The sequence below is a fragment of the Kitasatospora sp. NPDC057692 genome (assembly GCF_042799475.1).
In the GTDB taxonomy this organism is placed as follows: Bacteria; Actinomycetota; Actinomycetes; order Streptomycetales; family Streptomycetaceae; genus Kitasatospora.
Window position 1 is genome coordinate 19,256 of the sequence record NZ_JBHVIV010000045.1, and the last position, 15,107, is coordinate 34,362.

Annotated in this window: 17 protein-coding genes; 2 read left to right on the plus strand and 15 right to left on the minus strand. The window is 73.9% G+C overall.

The window, feature by feature from the left end; translation table 11 throughout:
- The first annotated feature begins 54 nt into the window (after nucleotides 1-54).
- A complete protein-coding gene (locus tag ACFVFS_RS23940; protein ID WP_380626695.1) occupies nucleotides 55-462 on the plus strand; it encodes a hypothetical protein in 408 nt (135 codons plus the stop codon).
- Nucleotides 463-684: 222 nt separating this feature from the next.
- Here the strand turns inward: ACFVFS_RS23940 and ACFVFS_RS23945 are convergent, their stop codons facing one another.
- Nucleotides 685-2,046: a hypothetical protein gene (locus tag ACFVFS_RS23945; protein ID WP_380626696.1), complete on the minus strand. Its 1,362-nt coding sequence runs from the start codon at nucleotides 2,044-2,046 to the stop codon at nucleotides 685-687.
- A 143-nt stretch (nucleotides 2,047-2,189) separates the two neighbouring features.
- On the minus strand, nucleotides 2,190-2,480 hold the full coding sequence (locus ACFVFS_RS23950; RefSeq protein ID WP_380626697.1) for a hypothetical protein: 291 nt from the start codon (nucleotides 2,478-2,480) through the stop codon (nucleotides 2,190-2,192).
- 530 nt (nucleotides 2,481-3,010) lie between these two features.
- Here ACFVFS_RS23950 and ACFVFS_RS23955 point away from each other — a divergent pair.
- Complete coding sequence (locus ACFVFS_RS23955) at nucleotides 3,011-3,166, plus strand: hypothetical protein (RefSeq protein ID WP_380626698.1); 156 nt, start codon at nucleotides 3,011-3,013, stop codon at nucleotides 3,164-3,166.
- Nucleotides 3,167-3,905: 739 nt separating this feature from the next.
- Here ACFVFS_RS23955 and ACFVFS_RS23960 read toward each other — a convergent pair.
- The 13 genes from ACFVFS_RS23960 to ACFVFS_RS24020 form a co-directional block, all read right to left on the minus strand.
- The gene (locus ACFVFS_RS23960; protein ID WP_380626699.1) at nucleotides 3,906-4,130 is read right to left on the minus strand and encodes a hypothetical protein; all 225 of its coding nucleotides are present in this window, start codon (nucleotides 4,128-4,130) and stop codon (nucleotides 3,906-3,908) included.
- The gene (locus ACFVFS_RS23965; protein WP_380626701.1) at nucleotides 4,127-4,300 is read right to left on the minus strand and encodes a hypothetical protein; all 174 of its coding nucleotides are present in this window, start codon (nucleotides 4,298-4,300) and stop codon (nucleotides 4,127-4,129) included. Before ACFVFS_RS23965 ends, ACFVFS_RS23960 begins: the two co-directional genes overlap by 4 nt.
- A gap of 5 nt (nucleotides 4,301-4,305) precedes the next feature.
- On the minus strand, nucleotides 4,306-4,872 hold the full coding sequence (locus ACFVFS_RS23970) for a hypothetical protein (RefSeq protein WP_380626703.1): 567 nt from the start codon (nucleotides 4,870-4,872) through the stop codon (nucleotides 4,306-4,308).
- A gap of 131 nt (nucleotides 4,873-5,003) precedes the next feature.
- Nucleotides 5,004-5,408: an RRQRL motif-containing zinc-binding protein gene (locus ACFVFS_RS23975; RefSeq protein WP_380626705.1), complete on the minus strand. Its 405-nt coding sequence runs from the start codon at nucleotides 5,406-5,408 to the stop codon at nucleotides 5,004-5,006.
- A gap of 14 nt (nucleotides 5,409-5,422) precedes the next feature.
- On the minus strand, nucleotides 5,423-5,929 hold the full coding sequence (locus ACFVFS_RS23980) for an AAA family ATPase (RefSeq protein WP_380626707.1): 507 nt from the start codon (nucleotides 5,927-5,929) through the stop codon (nucleotides 5,423-5,425).
- 44 nt (nucleotides 5,930-5,973) lie between these two features.
- Nucleotides 5,974-6,882: a hypothetical protein gene (locus ACFVFS_RS23985; protein ID WP_380626708.1), complete on the minus strand. Its 909-nt coding sequence runs from the start codon at nucleotides 6,880-6,882 to the stop codon at nucleotides 5,974-5,976.
- 151 nt (nucleotides 6,883-7,033) lie between these two features.
- The gene (locus tag ACFVFS_RS23990; protein WP_380626709.1) at nucleotides 7,034-7,270 is read right to left on the minus strand and encodes a hypothetical protein; all 237 of its coding nucleotides are present in this window, start codon (nucleotides 7,268-7,270) and stop codon (nucleotides 7,034-7,036) included.
- A 155-nt stretch (nucleotides 7,271-7,425) separates the two neighbouring features.
- Complete coding sequence (locus tag ACFVFS_RS23995; protein ID WP_380626710.1) at nucleotides 7,426-9,720, minus strand: hypothetical protein; 2,295 nt, start codon at nucleotides 9,718-9,720, stop codon at nucleotides 7,426-7,428.
- A gap of 289 nt (nucleotides 9,721-10,009) precedes the next feature.
- Nucleotides 10,010-12,250, minus strand: coding sequence for a hypothetical protein (locus ACFVFS_RS24000; RefSeq protein ID WP_380626712.1), 2,241 nt, complete (start codon nucleotides 12,248-12,250; stop codon nucleotides 10,010-10,012).
- A gap of 38 nt (nucleotides 12,251-12,288) precedes the next feature.
- The gene (locus ACFVFS_RS24005; RefSeq protein WP_380626713.1) at nucleotides 12,289-12,810 is read right to left on the minus strand and encodes a hypothetical protein; all 522 of its coding nucleotides are present in this window, start codon (nucleotides 12,808-12,810) and stop codon (nucleotides 12,289-12,291) included.
- Between the two features lie 2 nt (nucleotides 12,811-12,812).
- Nucleotides 12,813-13,817 carry a hypothetical protein gene (locus ACFVFS_RS24010; protein ID WP_380626714.1) on the minus strand — a complete coding sequence of 335 codons (1,005 nt, stop codon included), beginning with the start codon at nucleotides 13,815-13,817 and terminating at the stop codon, nucleotides 12,813-12,815.
- A gap of 121 nt (nucleotides 13,818-13,938) precedes the next feature.
- Nucleotides 13,939-14,352, minus strand: coding sequence for a hypothetical protein (locus ACFVFS_RS24015; protein WP_380626715.1), 414 nt, complete (start codon nucleotides 14,350-14,352; stop codon nucleotides 13,939-13,941).
- 89 nt (nucleotides 14,353-14,441) lie between these two features.
- Nucleotides 14,442-14,954, minus strand: coding sequence for a hypothetical protein (locus ACFVFS_RS24020; RefSeq protein WP_380626716.1), 513 nt, complete (start codon nucleotides 14,952-14,954; stop codon nucleotides 14,442-14,444).
- Nucleotides 14,955-15,107 lie beyond the last annotated feature (153 nt).

Consider the following 15,107-nt stretch of genomic DNA (forward strand, 5'->3'; position numbering starts at 1 on the left):
CGCGACCCAGGAGCCACCGTCACCATCCAGGTCCTGTCCGTCAACGGCAAGCGGATGTCCAGGGCCGTCTACAACCAGCTGCAGCGCAGGTGCCCGCTCGCGAATACCGACGGCTCCCTCCAGGGGCGGCCCTGGGGCATCGTCATCGACCAGAAGTGCTGCCACAGCTACCGGGCTCAGCCGCACTGGCACGTCGTGCACGAGTACAACCGGGAGCTGTTCGTCTGGATCGTGCCAAAGCGCATCGAGGACGCGAAGTACCACTTCCAGGGCAAGCTGTTCGAGCCACGGGCCGACATCGGGACGGACTTCCTCGACGCCTGCATGCTGGAGACCCACCTCGGGTGTCCCGAGTTCTTCAAGGGCAGGGTCTTCGACCTCGTCCGAGACGAAGAGGTCCGCACGACCATCGAGTTCCCCGTCGAGTTCTTTTGTTCAGGTTCGTCGGCGACATGGCTGTAGAGGGTGCTGGGGCTGACGTTACTCCCGGTAGCCGATGGCGCCTGCCCGGTCGACCGAGGGTGCTGGTTGGGCGCAGCGGCGCCCGCCCTCCGTGGCTGTTGGCTCGGTTGGGCCTGCGGTCAGCTGGGTGTCGGCCGTCCCACGGGTCCGGCTCGTTCGGGTTGACCTTCGTCTGACACCGGTCCGTCCTGTCCCGGTACCGGGTTTTCGAGCCGGGGTCTGTCACTGGGTCACGTGCAGCGTAAACCGGAACGAGACGTTGCCCGTGGTGCTGGCCTGGACATGGAACTGTCCCGCGGTGGGGCCGGCGGTGAGGTCGGCGGCGGTGGCTTTGCCGTCGGCCTGGGTGAGAGCGGTGCACTCGGTGCCGCCGGGGAAGGTGGAGTGGGTCGGGTCGTCCTTCTGGATGGTGAAGGTGACCTGTACGCCCGGTACCGGGTTGTGGGAGTTGTCCTTGGCGATGACGGCGAGTGCGGGGGCGAAGATGGTGCCGGTCTGGGCGGACAGGTTGTCGCCCACGGCGGATTCAAGGGTGACGACACCGGACGGTCTATCCACCGCCGCGACCATCCGCACCCGGTGGTAGGCGTATTCGGCGATGTACAGGTTCCCGGAGGCGTCCATGGCGAGGTCGTCGGGGCCGGGAACTCCGGCGTCGAGGGCCTTGCCGCCGTCGCCCGAGTCGGTGTTGGTGCCGTTGCCTGCCACGAGTGAGAGCGCTCCTTCGGCAACGTGCAGCCGGAACACACGGTTTTGACTTGGGTCGGAGAGGAAGATGTCCCCCGAGGGGCCCATAACCAGCCCAAAGGTGGCCTTGAGGTGGGCGTCGGTGGCCTTGATCTTCGAGCCGTCCGCCGGCACTTCCTTCGTACCGCCCCCGGCCACTGTGCGGATCTTCCCGTCGGGTGTCACCGCGAACACCCGGTCGATGCCGGCGTCGGAGATGTACACGATGCCCGTGCCGCCCACGACCACACCCGCGGGGTCCATCAGCCCTGCCGCGAGGGCGTCTCCGCCCTCTTGGACCTTTCCGCTTGCCGTCCCGTCGCCGGCGATGGTGTGGACGATGTGGTTCCCGTTGGCGAGCACCTTGCGTACCCGGTGGTTGCCGTAGTCGGCGATGTACAGGTTGCCCTCGTGGTCGACAGCGAGGCCAACGGGATTGCCGATGGCTGTCTCGGTCGCGGGCTTCCCGTCACCGTCGAATCCTGCCTGTCCGGTGCCTGCCACCGGGGTGAGGCCGGTGTCCGGGGGCTTGGCCGCCCACACCCGGGCGTGATCGGAGATGTACAGTGTCGGCCCGCTCCACAGCAGGCCGCCGACGGTCTCCAGGCCGGTGCTCGTGAAGGTGTAGATCTTCTCGTCCTCCATCCGCGACACCAGCGGCTGATAGATGGGGCCTTCCCGTTCCCCGAGGTAGAGGTTCGTCCGGCCGTCGCTCGCGACGGCCGAAACATTCTTCAGGCTCGTCTTGACGGCTTGGACTCCCTCGCTCCGCTTCTCGCTGCCTCCGCCGGCGACGGTGGTGATGTAGCCGGGCTGAAGTTGGGCGGTCGCGCCCGCCCCTATAAGTGTCTGCGTCATTGCGTTGTGCCCTTCGTCTTGAGCGTCAGCCCCTGGGGGAGGACGCAATGCCGGACGGCTGCGGCGCGAGGGTGGCCGCACTGCCTCCGGCACGGCACCCGTGCCGGAGACGGTGACGGGCCGCCCGTCGCCGAGGTCTCCCGTCACTGGCTGACGATGTCGATGTCCACCGAGTTGCTGCCGGGGTTCTTGTCGTCTCCGAGGGCGACCTGGGCGTGGCCGATGGCCAGGCCCTCGGGGCACTTCGCCACCGCTTCCTTGCCCTGTTCACGGCCCTGGGCAGGGGAGGTCGCCACCTTCTTGTTCGCGTCGGTGAAGTACGCCTTGGTCACCAGGCCGAGCCCGGAACCGTGGAAGACGACGTCGTCCTTCGCGGCGACCTGGTCGGGCGTCACGGAGTCGATGTGCATGGTTACGGCACGTGTTGTCGTCATGACGTGTGCCTCCTTTGGTCTCATGGGGAGGTGGGGCGCTCGCGGGTAGCCCCGGGGCCTCACCCTCCACGCTAGGACGTATCCGAACCTCTGGCGACCGGTGGCACCCGAGCGGATACTCCCAGTGATGAAATCCCCGTAGGCATCACGCTGAGCACCTTGTCGGTTGGTTCGCCGTTCGCCTACAGCACCCCTTGGTCGCGGCCGAGAACGTCGTGCTGCCGCCGCAGGTCCTCGCCGAGCTGGACGTGGCGGCGCGCAATGCCGCGCCGACTGCCGCACCGATGCTTTCGAGCGGTGCGACTACCTGGCCCGGGAGGCCAGGCTCCTGCACCGCACCATCGACACCACCGGCGACGATGCGCTGGATCGCCCAGGCCGACGCCGAGCGGGATCGGCTCCCCGGAGGCGATGCGACTGCGTGCCCTCGCGGACGGGGAGGGCCTGGCTCGGGTAACTCGCCGAACCGCGAGCTGGCCGAGTGGTCAGCGCCCTGGGAGACGGGAGACGTTGTCGGGGAGTCGGGCGGCTTGTTCCGCCACGCGCAGCCGGTCGGCCAGGACGGCTGCGGCGAGTGCGACGTGGGTGACCTGTTCCTTCCGTGGCCGTCCGACTACGGCTCGAACGCCAACGACCTTCTCTGGACGCTGGAGTTGGTGGTCGACCACTCCGTCGCCGCCAGCTGATTCGGTACCGGTGTCGTCATCAGACGTTCGTTTGATGACGACACCGGCCCGGAGCCGTTCCGGACTCCCTGGAGCCTTCAGCAACTCGGACAGTGATCGAGGGGTGGGCCCGTCCTTCTGTCCTGTTCGCCGTACGAGCTGACCAAAGCGGACCGGGAGGCGCTCCGACCGCCGTGCTGTCACCGGCCACCACCACCTGCTGGGGCTCGCAGCTCACCTCGCCTACCGCCGGGCCGAGGGCGCAGGCCCGGACGATGCCTCTTCGTTCATCGCCGTGAACCGGGCACCCCCTCGCCCGTCCCCGACCTGCACTAAGCGATCATGCGTACCTGGCACCGGCTCGTACAATCCCCCTCAACACGCTGACTTGACAGGGAACACAACGGTGAGGTCGAAGTCCACGCCGACGGCGTGCGAGGCGGGGGAGTCGGGGTTGAGGGGGATGACGGTCACGCGGGTTGGGTCTCCTCAGTGGTCGAGTCGAATGGTGATCGGGATGCGCCGGTCGCTCGGGTCGGGGTGGTGGGCGGTGCGGCGGTGGGCGCGCAGTCCGAGCGGGGCCGCCCTGGATCGGGGAGCGGCAGTCGGGGCAGGAGCTCCACCAGGCGGTGCTGGTCGGCAGGTCAGTGGGGGTGAGCGGGTGCGGGTGCGGGCCGGGTGCGGCGCGCGTCATCGGGGCCTCCGGGAAGCGGGGCCCGGCCCGCCGGGGTGGGCGGGCCGGGCCTGGACGGCGGATCGGTCAGGCCGTGTGCCAGCGGCGGGCGATCTCGCGCATGCCGTCGATGCGGTGGGCCTGGCGGCCGAGGCGGGCGGCGAGGGCGTGCAGGTGGTCGGCGTCCTCGGTGCGCGCGCCGGCGGCCAGGATGTCGGCGTAGTGCCGGGCGGCGTCGGCGAGCTGCCGGGCGTCCAGGGCGTGGCCCTGGAGCTCGCGGTCGATCGCCGGGTCAGGGTCGTGGGTGGTCACGTGCTGCTCCGGTTGGTGGGCGGTTCGGGGGACCAGGCGCCGGTGGGGTCGTCGCCCCAGTCGTCCGGATCCGCCGACGGGGCGGGCGGCTCGGGTCGGCGAGGCCGGGTGAACAGGCCGAGGAGAACGGCGGCGAGGCTGCGGCGCGGGTGCGCGGGCTCGTTGGTCATGCGGGTCAGACCGCGTCGGGCAGCGGCAGCAGCCAGGAGCACGTGGCGGCGTGGTCGGTGACCTCCTGGCGGACCGCGTAGACGTACATGGCGTCGGCCTGGGCGGTGCCGACACGGCAGCCGGTGCAGTACGACCACGCCTTGGCGTCGTCGCGGGCATGGGTTCCGAGCGGCCAGGGTTCGGCACCGATCAGCTCGACCACGGCGCCGCCCTTGGTGAGCTGGCGCATCCAGACGTGTCCGGGTCCGCCGCCGGTCGGCGCGTCGCCGATGTGGACCTGGCCGCGGTCGAGCCGGATCCGGCCGTAGTTCTCGGCCTGTTGGAGCAGGGTCATCAGGCGGTCGTGGCCGCCGAGGATCTCGCCGCCGGGGATGCAGCGCGACCAGATGTACAGCTCGCCGACCGTGGTGCGGCGCTGCCCCAGGCCCTCCAGGTAGTCGAGCGCGGCAAGGACGACGGTGTAGGCGTCGTCGCTGCGCAGCCGACCGTCGAACGGGTCGGGGACGAGGTCGCCGAGGAGCTTCTCCAGGGCGGCGTTGACGGCGGGGATGCGGGGGTTGTCGACGTTCACGGGCGGTGCCTTCCGATGGGTGTGCGGGGGGTCTGCGGGGTCGGGTGACCGGGCAGCCGCGTCGGTCCCGGCGGTGCCGGCCGCTGGGTGCGGTCGGGTCCGGGGCCGGCGGCGGCGGTCCGCTCGGCGGGTCAGGCCGGGACGGCGCGGGCGAGGCTGAGCAGTTGTTCGAGCTCGGCCAGGGCGAGGCCGTCGGCGCAGTCCAGGCAGCAGCCGAGCGAGGTGGGGATGCAGTGCTCGGTGACGGCGCGGCACAGCGGGCAGGTGCGGCGGGCGAGCATCATGCGCTGGTGGGCGCGCCAGCGGGCCGGGGTCATCGGCCGGACGGGCAGAGCGAGGGAGCGCCGGTACAGATAGCCGATCCGCTGGCCGCTGCGGCAGACGATCTGGGCGGCGGGTTCCTGGCCGCCGGGCCGGAGGCCTTCGGCGCGCAGCTGGCGGCGGGTCATGAGGTCGGGGGAGGGGGCCCAGCGCCAGGGGTAGGTGGGCAGGCCGCCGTGGTGTTCGCCGGTCGGGTCGAGGTCGATCGCGCGCACGGGCTCCTCCGGGGTCAGCGGCCGGGCCGGGCCGGTTCGAGGTAGGCCGGGCTGGTGGCGGTGACGGTCTCGACGCGGGCGAAGCCCTCGCTGCGCAGCTGCTCGGCGGTGGGGAGCAGGCGCTCCTGGTCGACGAGGACGTGGTCCGGGACGACGCGCTCGCGGCCGGCGTTGAGCTCGCGGCGGCGTTCCAGGGAGACGTCGAAGAGCACCGCGACGCAGGGGCGCTGCCAGTAGCGGGCGCGGGCGAGCAGGGCGGCGCGCACGTGCGCGTACAGTCCGGTCGCGTCGATCACAGTGGTGAGCGACCGCGAGAGACGCGCGTCCAGCAGGAGGGTCTGGATCTGGTCGGCGACCGGGGTCGCGGACTGGTCCGCCGCCGAGTCGGTAGCCATCTCGCGGTAGGAGTCGAGGTTGAGCCGCCAGGTGGCGGGCCAACGGCGCTCGGCGAAGGTGGTCTTGCCGGCGCCGCTGCCGCCGACCAGGACGATCAGCGTGCCGGGGTCGAAGGTGAGGTTCATGAGGGCGGGTCCTTTCGGTGGTGGGTGTGGTGTGTCGCTGGTGGTCAGGGGCGGGTGGCGGCCTGCTGGCCGAGGACGTAGCAGCGCAGGTCGATGTCGGCGGGCAGGGCGGGGGCGTCGGTGCCGAGGAGGAGGTCGGCGACGGCGACGGTGAAGACGCGGGTGACGGCGTCGGATCCCTTCTTCATGACCGGGGCCTGGAAGAGGAGGTAGCGGGCCGTCAGGAAGAGGCGGGGGGTGAGGCCGGGGCCGGCGAGGATGCGCAGGGCCTCGGCGCGCAGCAGGGTGGCGTCGGCCGGGTCGGGGGTGGCGGTGTAGAGGGGGTGGCCGCCGGTTTCGACGCGGGCGGGGTCGAGGCCGCGGGCGGCGATGCGGGCGGTGAGTTCGGCGGCGGCCCGGCGGGCGGCCCGGCCGCGCAGGAGCCGGTTGCCGGCGATGGTGCGGCCGTCGGGCAGGGTCACCCGGTTCTGCAGGATGTCGGCGGTGGGTGCCTCGCGGGCGAAGCGGCGCTGGGCCGCGAGGCCGTAGTGGGCCATGGCGCGGGAGGCGGGGGTGTCGGTGCCGCCGCGGTAGGTGCGGGTGGCCGGGTGCCAGACGGAGCCGTCACGCAGCCGGCCGACCGGGCCGAGGCGGTCGTAGTTGGTGCCGGCGCCGGCGATGGGGGTGCGGAAGCGGGCCGGGTCGTAGGCGATGCCTCGGCCCACGCGGCCGGCGGCGCGGGCGGCGGCCTGGTAGCGCCAGTCGGTGACGAAGGTGTGGACGGCGGCGAGGGCGGCGACGCGTTCCTCGGTGCTGGTGGCGGTGGCCAGGAGGTCGGCGAGGTGGTCGCGGGCGGTGGTGGCCGTCTGGGCCATCTGGCAGGAGAACGCGTGTCGGTGGGCGCGGTCGGCGGGGTCGTTGGTGCGCAGGGCCAGCGGCGAGGTGGGGAAGCGGTCGAAGGTGATGGCGGGCAAGCGGGTCTCCGGTTCAGCGGGGGGTGGCGGGTCGGGCGGATGGTGGTCGCCTGGTGACCGGGCGGCCGGTCCCGTCCCCGGGATGCGCGCCGCCCGCCGGGCTGGGTGCCGGGCGGGCGGTGCGGGCCGGGGGCGAGGCCGGTCGGCCGGTTCAGCTGATGAGGGCGAGGACCAGGACGGCCAGGAGCACGGGCACGGCCAGGGCGACGGAGCGCGGGATGCCGATGCAGCGCTGGAGCCGGTCGATCTCGTCGCTGATCGCCTCGCACTCGGCGAGGAGGCGGGCGTGGGAGCGGGAGTCGGCGGGCATGGTGGCGAGGGTCTGGCCGCGCTGGTGGTGGGTCGTGCGCAGGGCGGCGATGCGGGTGTCGCGGTCGATGGCGAACACGGGTGGCGGTTCCTCTCGGCGGGGTCGGTGGGTGTGGGTGGTGCGGGAGGATGGGGGGCGGGCCGGGGACGAGACCGGCCCGCCGGCGCTTTCGGGCGCCTGGCCCCCGGGGTGTTTCCGTCATCCCGGGGGCCGCTTCGTGTGCGCGCTCGTGGTTACGCAGCGCGAGCGGGCGGCTTGAGCGCGGGTTCGTCGCGCTCGACCGCGTCGCGCACCCGCTGGCAGGTGCTGCGCGTCTGCTCGGGCGTTCCGGTCAGCAGGCCCCGCTCGGTGAGCGCGGCGTGGATCTCGGTGGCCAGCGGGCGTCGGCCGAGAGCGTCGTACAGGGCGCGGGTGCTCGCCTTGCGGGCGTACATGAGCGCGGCGTCGCTCATCGGCGTCGGCGGGTGAGCGTCGCCGGGGTTCGGGGCGGCGGGCGGGAGCGCGCGATGAGCGCCACTGGTCCCGCCACCTGCGGCGATCTCGCGCTCATGTGAGCGTTCGCCGTGAGGGGCGGGTCCGAAGGCGGCCGTGCCGTGAGCGGTGGGCAGCGGCTGGCCGCCGTGCGGCGGGCGCGGGGCGGGGACCTGGTGAGCGCCGCCGGGGGCCGCGGTGGGCGCGGCCGCAGCCGGGGCGGGCGCGGTGTGCTCGCCGTGAGCGGCCTTGCCGTGGTCGATGAGCTCGTGGACGCGCCAGATCGCGATGGGGACGACCATGGCGAGCGGGATCGCCAGGCCCCACTGGATCTTCCACTCTCCGTGAGCGTTCTGGGCGACGCCGAGGAGGTGGAGGTCGGTGAGGATCGCGGCGATCTGGCACAGCATCATCACGGCGAGCGCGATGCGGGTCTCCTTGCGGACCTTGCTGCGGGTCGCGGCGATCACCCAGCCGTCGAGGCAGACGGCGAGGAACCACGCCAGCACGGTGTCCATGCCGGCCACCACCGCGAGCTGGTGCTCGCGCGTGCTGGTGAACACCAGGCCCGCCCACAGGACGGCGCGGGTGAGCAGCCACGGGATGCGGCCCAGGTACCAGCGGTGGGCCCGGCGGATCCGGCTGTGGTGCCGGGCGGCCATGGCGGCCTCCAGGCGCTCCTGTTCCTCGGTCAGCTCGGTGACGCGGGCCTCGGCCTCGGTGACCTGCGCCAGCGCCTCGGCGACGACCTTGTCGGCGTCGCGGCGGGCGGTGTTGAGGAGCCGCTGGGCGTCGGCCTCGGCCTTGCCCCGCTTCGAGCTGGCCTGGCGCAGCTCCTCCCCGGTGGCCTGGCGGGCCTCGTCGATGGCGGCCTGGGCGTCCTCGCGCAGCCGCTGAACGGCGGCCTGGCCGCGCTCGCGCAGGTCGGCGGCCTGGCGCGCGCCCTCCTCGCGGAGGTCCCGGGCCTCCGTCTCGGCGTCCTCGCGCAGCTGGCGGGCCTCGTCCTGGGCGTCCTCGCGGACGGTGTCGGCCTCGGCGCGGGCGGCCTCGGTGACGCGGTCGGCCGTCTCCTCGGCCTCCCGGCGCATCTCCTCGGCCTGCTCCTCGGCCGCGGTGAGGAGGTCGCGGGCGGTCTCGGCGGCCCGGGTGCGGATCGCCTCGGCCTCGGCGGCGGCCGAGGTGAGGGTCCGTTCGGCGGCCGCGGCGGCGTCGCGCTGCACGGTGGCCGCGAGCTCGCGCGCGCCGGTCAGGTCCTGCTCGGCCTGGGCGCGGTCGGCGGCCGCGGACTCCCGGGTACGCGCCAGCTGGTGGCGGGCGTCGTCGACCTGCTCCTGGACGTCGGCGAGGTCGGCGGCGGCCCGGCGCAGCGTCGCGGCGGCGCCGCGCTCGGCCTCGCCGAGCAGGTTGGCGGCCTGGTCTTCGGCGGCCTCGGTGATGCCGGCCGCCAGCAGGCGGGCCTGCTCCTCGGCGTCGGCGAGGATCCGCGCGGCGTCCTGCCCGGCCTGGGCGTGGACGGCGGCGGCGCGCTGCTCGGCGTCGGCCAGCAGCGCCGAGGCCCGCGCGGTGGCGTCCTCCAGCAGCCGGTCGGCCGCCGCGTGGGCGTCGGCGTCGGTGCGCTCGCGCTGCCTGCGGGCGGTCTTCTCGGCCTCCGTGCGGATCGTCTCGGCGTTGTGGCGGGCGGCGTCGAGGATCCATCCGCCCATCCGGTCGGCACGCTGCGTGATGGCCTCGGCCTCTGCGGCGGCGTCCGCGCGCAGCTGCTCGGCCTCGCTCGTCCACTGCTCGGCGGTCGCGAGCTGGCGGCCGGCAGTGGCGGCGGCGCGGTCCAGGACGGCGAGCGCTTGGTCCTCGGCGAGGGCTAGGACGTCGGCGGCGCGGTCGGCCGAGTCGGCCAGGACCGGGTCGGCGGCCGGGCGCGCCGCGAAGGTGGCGGGCACCGGTGCGGAGGCCTCGGCCGGGACAGCCGGGCGGGCCGCGGGCTGCTGCGCGCGGGGCTTGGCGGGGGGCTTCGGGGCGGTGCCGCGGGGGCGGCGGGTGGTGGTGCGGGCCGGGGTCATGGCCGAGGACTCCTGTCCTGAGCGGTAACGGTGTGTGGTGGCCGGGGCGGCCGGGAGAGGGTTCCGGCGCCGGTGGGCGGCGGGGGTGCGGAAACGGCCCCGACAGGCGGTGTCGGGGCCGTTTCCGGGGGGTGTACGGATCTGATCCGTGTGATCTGTTTCCGCAGGTCACGATCCGTTTGGTGATCCGTGCCGCGATCCGCGCTGATCCGTGGCTGATCCGTGTCCGGCACGGATCAGCACAGATCAGCCACGGATCGCGGCACGGATCGGCGAGACCGCTGCGCGGCTACGCTGCGTGCTTGCCAGCGAGCGTGGTGAACGCCGCTTCGATGTCTCTGAGCCGGTAGCCCGACGGGGGGTTCTTGCTGTCGAGGTCGAACCGGCGGACCGTGGACAGGTCGGTGATGCCAGCCTGCTTGAGGTCCTTGCCGATCTTCTTTACTGCCTCGCGGCGGCGGTCGGCCGGCTCCCGGTCGTCCCACTGACGCCACTCGGCGCTGATGGTGGCGAGGTGGTCCAGGACCCGGTCGGTGGGGAGGAAGTCCGGGTCGCCGTGCTTCTCAAAGGCGGCCCGGATCGCCAGCAGGACCTCCGGGGCCTCCTGCTCGTCGCCCTTCTCGGTGGGCTCCGGGTTGATGGTGACGGCTCCGGCGGCGAGCCGTTCCTGTGTACGCAGAGTGGCGGCCTGGGCGTCGAGGTGGGTGGCCTTGCGCAGGATCGGGTCCCGCAGGCCGGGGGCGATGATGTAGAAGCAGCCGGCGTCGGCGGGGTCCCAGTCGCCGGGGGAGGGGACGAGGCGGTGCGGCATCCAGCCCTCGTTGACCGCGGTGTCCGAACCGACGACCAGGGGGACGTCGGCCTTGCGGCAGGGCAGCATGATCCGGATGCCGAAGGTGTCGGCGATGGCGTCGCCGACGACGTCGCTGGTGGCGTCCTGCGACAACAGGACCACGGTGACGCGTGCCTTGCGGCCGATCCGGCTCAGCAGGATGACCTTCTGCTTCTGCTTCGGTGTCAGCTGCGGGTGCTCGTCCACGACGACGAACACCGCCGGGTCGTCGTCGGTGACCTGCCAGTTGTCGACGTCGTCGCCCATCCGCTCGGTGCGGATCCTCGCCTCGCGGATCGCCCAGTCGAGCGCCTCGTCGATCCCCTCCTCGTCGTAGGCGCGCAGCGCGGCCAGGCGGCGCAGCGGGCCGAAGCCGCGGCCGGTGGGGTCGATGTCGAGGGCGATGGCGTCGGTGCAGCTGGTGATGTAGTCGACGAGGTTGCGGACGATCTGGGACTTGCCGCCGCCGGAGACGGCGATGACCATGACGTTCTGTCCGGCCAGGGTGACCTGGGTGGGGGTGGCGTCCATGGAGGGGCCGAGGGTGGCGGGCTTGAGGATGCTGTTGGAGCGCGGCGGGTAGTGCGGGTGCGGGGGCATGGGGTCGAACGGGTCGCCGGTGAGGACGCGCAGCACGACGGAGCCGGCGGCGGCCTTCTGCGGCTGGGCCATCACGCCGCCTTCGCGGACGCCGAGCAGCACTTCGAGGTCGGCGAGTTTGGCGACCAGGCCGGAGGGCCGGCCCTTGGTGAGGTGGGCGATGGCGCGCCAGCCCCAGCGTTCCTGGGTGATGTCGGTGACCTGGCCGACGGCCAGGCCCTCGGCGAGCAGGGCGAGGTGGATGGACTCGCCGGCCTGCTGCACGCTGTGGGCCTGGCGGATCGGGTACGGGCTTCCGGTGGGCACCGGCGCCGCGGCCGCCGGGGTCTGCCCTTCGCCGGTGCCGGGAGCACCGGCGCCCTCCGGCAGGGCGAGCACGCGGGCGCCGTCGGGCAGTTCGTAGGCCAGTGTCGGTTCGGCGCGGCGCCCGGAGCGCCACCGGGTGGAGACGCCCTTGCCCCAGGCGGCCAGGACCACGACCGCGCCGCCGGCCGCGCTCTCCAGAACGAGCGCGCCCGCGCCGCCCGCCAGGTAGGCGGGCCCGTAGGCGCCGAGCAGCATGAGGGCCAGGCGGGCTCGGCGCCAGTGGGACATGCGCCGGCGGTGGTCGCGGATCTCGCCCGGGGTGACGGGGGCGTGTCCGGTGTAGAGGCGGGCCATCACCGCGGCCGCCTGCTGCTCCCACTGGGCGGCGGTGGTGCGGGCGGCGAGCTCGGCGCGTTTGGCGGCGTTGTGGGCGGCGGGGGTGATGCCCTGCGCCTGGGCGGCGATGCCGGACTTCTTGGCGGCCCTGGTCTGCTCCTTGGCGCGGCCGGCCAGGGCGGTGTGCTCCGTCTTCTGGGCACTCTGCCAGGCGCGGTGGCGGGCGTTGAGGATGTGCAGGGCGACGGCTTGGTCGCTCAGGTGGTTCTCGGTGACGAACAGCCAGGCGCCGCGCTCGGCGGCCAGGACCTTCAGGCCAGCCTGGAGGTGCTGGCGCTGGCGCTGCCACCACGGGTCCGGGTCGGCCGGGCGCGGGCCCGGGTCGTTGTCGTCGAGAAGTTCGCCGTCGAGGATCTCGTCCTCGGCCGGCTCGGCGTTCTGCAGGTCGATGCTCACGGGCGGGTCCCCCTCCGGGCGGGTGGCGGGTAGCGGGTTCAGCGGGTGGAGACGATGTTGTTCAGGGCGTTCAGGAGGGCGTCCCCGCCGGCCGACAGACCCTGGTGGGTGTAGTAGGTGATCAGCGGGACGGCGCTGAGCGCGGTGCCGTTGACGAGGCCCAGGGTCATCCAGCGGCGGTTGATGTCGCGGATCGACTTCCAGATGGCCGCGACGGCGACGGCGCCGATGAACAGCAGCAGCGCGCCGCCGCCGGTGACCGGCACGGCCTCCGCGCCGTGGAACTGGCTGGTGGAGGAGGCGCCGGTGCCGGCCCACAGGCTGAGCTGGCCGCCCCAGGAGCCGGCCTTGTAGCCGAGCCAGCCGATGCCGCCGAGGATGCCGCCGGCGCACAGGCCGCAGACGGTGCCCATGCCGGTGCCGATGCCGAACGGGACCAGGTCGGCGGGCTGGCGGGTGCCGGCGACGATCTTGGACAGGCCGGGCAGGCCGTAGGTCTTGACGAGCTTCCAGCCGGTCAGGCCGAAGATGGTGGCGTAGGAGCCGAGGGTGATGTCCATGGTCAGTTTCCTCCGGTGATGGCGGTGGTGAGCCAGGTCAGGGCCTGGGAGACGGCGGGCAGCGAGCAGCAGCCCGCGAGGACGGCCGTCCACACCGCGACGCGGCGCAGCATGGAGACCTTGGTGAGCTTGGTGCCGGCCAGCGGCAGGGCGATGGCGGCGAGTTCGGCGGCGGCCGCGGCGGGGACGGGGGTGTGGAGGGCGGCGGTGGCGTAGTAGGCGGCGGCCGCGGCGGCGAGGGAGCGCAGGGCGGGCTTGCCGCCCCACAGGGCGGCGACGGCCGCGGCCGCGTCGACGCCGTAGTTGCCGGTCAGGTCGGGCAGGTGCTGGGCGAGGAGCCAGGCGGGGGCGGCGGCCAGCGCGGCGGCGGTGGCGTTGGCCTGGAGCTGGAGCCAGGAGAGGTCCCAGAACGGCTCGGGCGGGGTGACGATCATGACGGGCAGCGGCTGCGGGGCGACCAGCTCGACCGGCACCGGGCCGGTGGGGTTGGCGCCGCAGCCGCCGCAGCCCGGCAGGCTGCCGGGCCGGCACGGGTTGCACGGCGGCGCGGACGGCGTGGTGCCGAACACCGGCGACGGGGCCACGTAGGGCGAGGCGACGTACGTCGGGACGGCGTGCGTCGGCGCGGTGGCGGCGTAGGTCGCGGCCGTCGGCGCCCCAGCGGGGGCGCCGATGGTCTGGGCGCCGACGGTGGGCGGCTGGTCCGGGTACGGCGGGACCGGCGGGGTGAACACCCGCGGCGTCTCCCACCAGTACGGCGCGCGGTCGGCCTCCCCCGCGGTGTGCGGCGCGGCCGGCGGCGGGTAGCCGCCGTGCGAGTCGGTGCGGGCGGCGGGCACGGCCGCGGGCCCGAGGTGGGGGCCGGGCCACGCGGAGGGGCCCTCGTACCAGTGGATGGCGTCCACGGTCGGCGGGGGCTGGGGCGCGGGCCGGGGCTCGGGGTCGAGGACCTCGCCCTCGATGATCTCGGCGTCCACGATGAGGTCGGCGCGGTGCGGAGTGGTCATCGCGGCCTGCCCTCGGGCGGCGGCGTGCCGGTGGTGGGAATGGGCATGGGGAACTCCTGCGGAAGAAGGAGAGAAAGGCGGGGACGGACAAAGTGGCCGTCAGGCGGCCCCGGGGGCGTGCCTACTGGCCGAGGAGCGGGCGAAGCACCGGGGTGAGCACGTTGCCGACGACGGTCAGCGCGGCGCCGACGACGGCCAGGCCGAGCGGGGTGGCCAGCCGTGCGTACGCCTCGTGGCCGGCCGGACTGGTCTCTCGGGACACCGCCCGCCAGGAGACGGCGGAGACGGTGAGCAGGTAGACGGCGGCCGGGATGGCGAGGCCCGCCGGCACCGGCACGGTGTCGGCCAGGTACGGCGACCACCAGGCGGCGGTCAGGGCGAGCGTGCCGAGCCCCGGGAGGTTGCGCATCAGGCGAACGCCCCGGCGGGCGACGGCGGTGCCGGTGGCCAGACGCAGCGCGCAGGCCAGGTAAGGGACGGAGAGGGCGCCGAGCAGCGCTCCCACCGGGATGGGAAGGGTGAGCAGCAGGTCCATCAGAGGGTCTCCTGACCGGTCGGCGGACAGCACCCCGTCCCGCCCCGGACGGACCGAACCGGGGCGGAGCGGAGGAGGTTGGTGGTGGGTCAGGCCTGCGGGCCGTGCGGGAGGCGGTAGTCGACCGAGCGGCCGTCGGCGAGCATCTCCAGCAGGTGGGCCAGGCTGCGCACCTGCTCCGGCAACCGGGTGCCGCTGTGGAGCAGGACGGTCCGCGCGTCGCCGCTGTCCCGGGCGGAGCGGCGGGTTTGGAGCGTGGTGTGGCCGGGGTGGTGGTGCAGCCAGTACCCGGCGCCGAGGTAGTGGACGGCGGTGCCGTCGAGGTAGCCGGTCCACCGCTCGGCCATGGCCAGGCCGAGGGCGTTCGTGGGGTCGAGGTGCTGCTCGGCGTGGTCGGCGGCGCGGATCTCGGCCTCCTCCCGCACGCCGGTGTCGACGTGGCGCAGGACCGCGGCCAGGTCGCCGGCGAAGGGCGGCGGCGGGGGCGTCCAGTCGGCGTTCTGCTCGGCGAGGACCAAGCTGGCCGCCGCCAGCTCGTACTCGGTGGCGTCCAGGCGGCGCCGGGTCTCGGCCAGGGTGGTGGTGCGGATCAGACGGAACAACAGGGGTCCTCCCGGTGAGGGTGTGGCGGTCGGTTGCGGCTGTCGGTCCACCGGGCGGCCCGTCCTGCCCCGGCCGGTGGAACTGGCCGGGGCAGGACGGAGCGCGGCGGTCGGCCGGGACAGGCCGTTGGAGAGGGTCAGGCCTGCGGGCGC

What these genes read in the sequence shown, in the direction of transcription:
- ACFVFS_RS23940 (WP_380626695.1), top strand. Translation starts at nt 55, where the DNA reads ATGTCCAGGGCCGTCTACAACCAGCTGCAGCGCAGGTGCCCGCTCGCG.
- ACFVFS_RS23945 (WP_380626696.1), bottom strand. Translation starts at nt 2,046, where the DNA reads ATGACGCAGACACTTATAGGGGCGGGCGCGACCGCCCAACTTCAGCCC.
- ACFVFS_RS23950 (WP_380626697.1), bottom strand. Translation starts at nt 2,480, where the DNA reads ATGACGACAACACGTGCCGTAACCATGCACATCGACTCCGTGACGCCC.
- ACFVFS_RS23965 (WP_380626701.1), bottom strand. Translation starts at nt 4,300, where the DNA reads ATGACCAACGAGCCCGCGCACCCGCGCCGCAGCCTCGCCGCCGTTCTC.
- ACFVFS_RS23980 (WP_380626707.1), bottom strand. Translation starts at nt 5,929, where the DNA reads ATGAACCTCACCTTCGACCCCGGCACGCTGATCGTCCTGGTCGGCGGC.
- ACFVFS_RS23995 (WP_380626710.1), bottom strand. Translation starts at nt 9,720, where the DNA reads ATGACCCCGGCCCGCACCACCACCCGCCGCCCCCGCGGCACCGCCCCG.
- ACFVFS_RS24005 (WP_380626713.1), bottom strand. Translation starts at nt 12,810, where the DNA reads ATGGACATCACCCTCGGCTCCTACGCCACCATCTTCGGCCTGACCGGC.
- ACFVFS_RS24010 (WP_380626714.1), bottom strand. Translation starts at nt 13,817, where the DNA reads ATGACCACTCCGCACCGCGCCGACCTCATCGTGGACGCCGAGATCATC.
- ACFVFS_RS24015 (WP_380626715.1), bottom strand. Translation starts at nt 14,352, where the DNA reads ATGGACCTGCTGCTCACCCTTCCCATCCCGGTGGGAGCGCTGCTCGGC.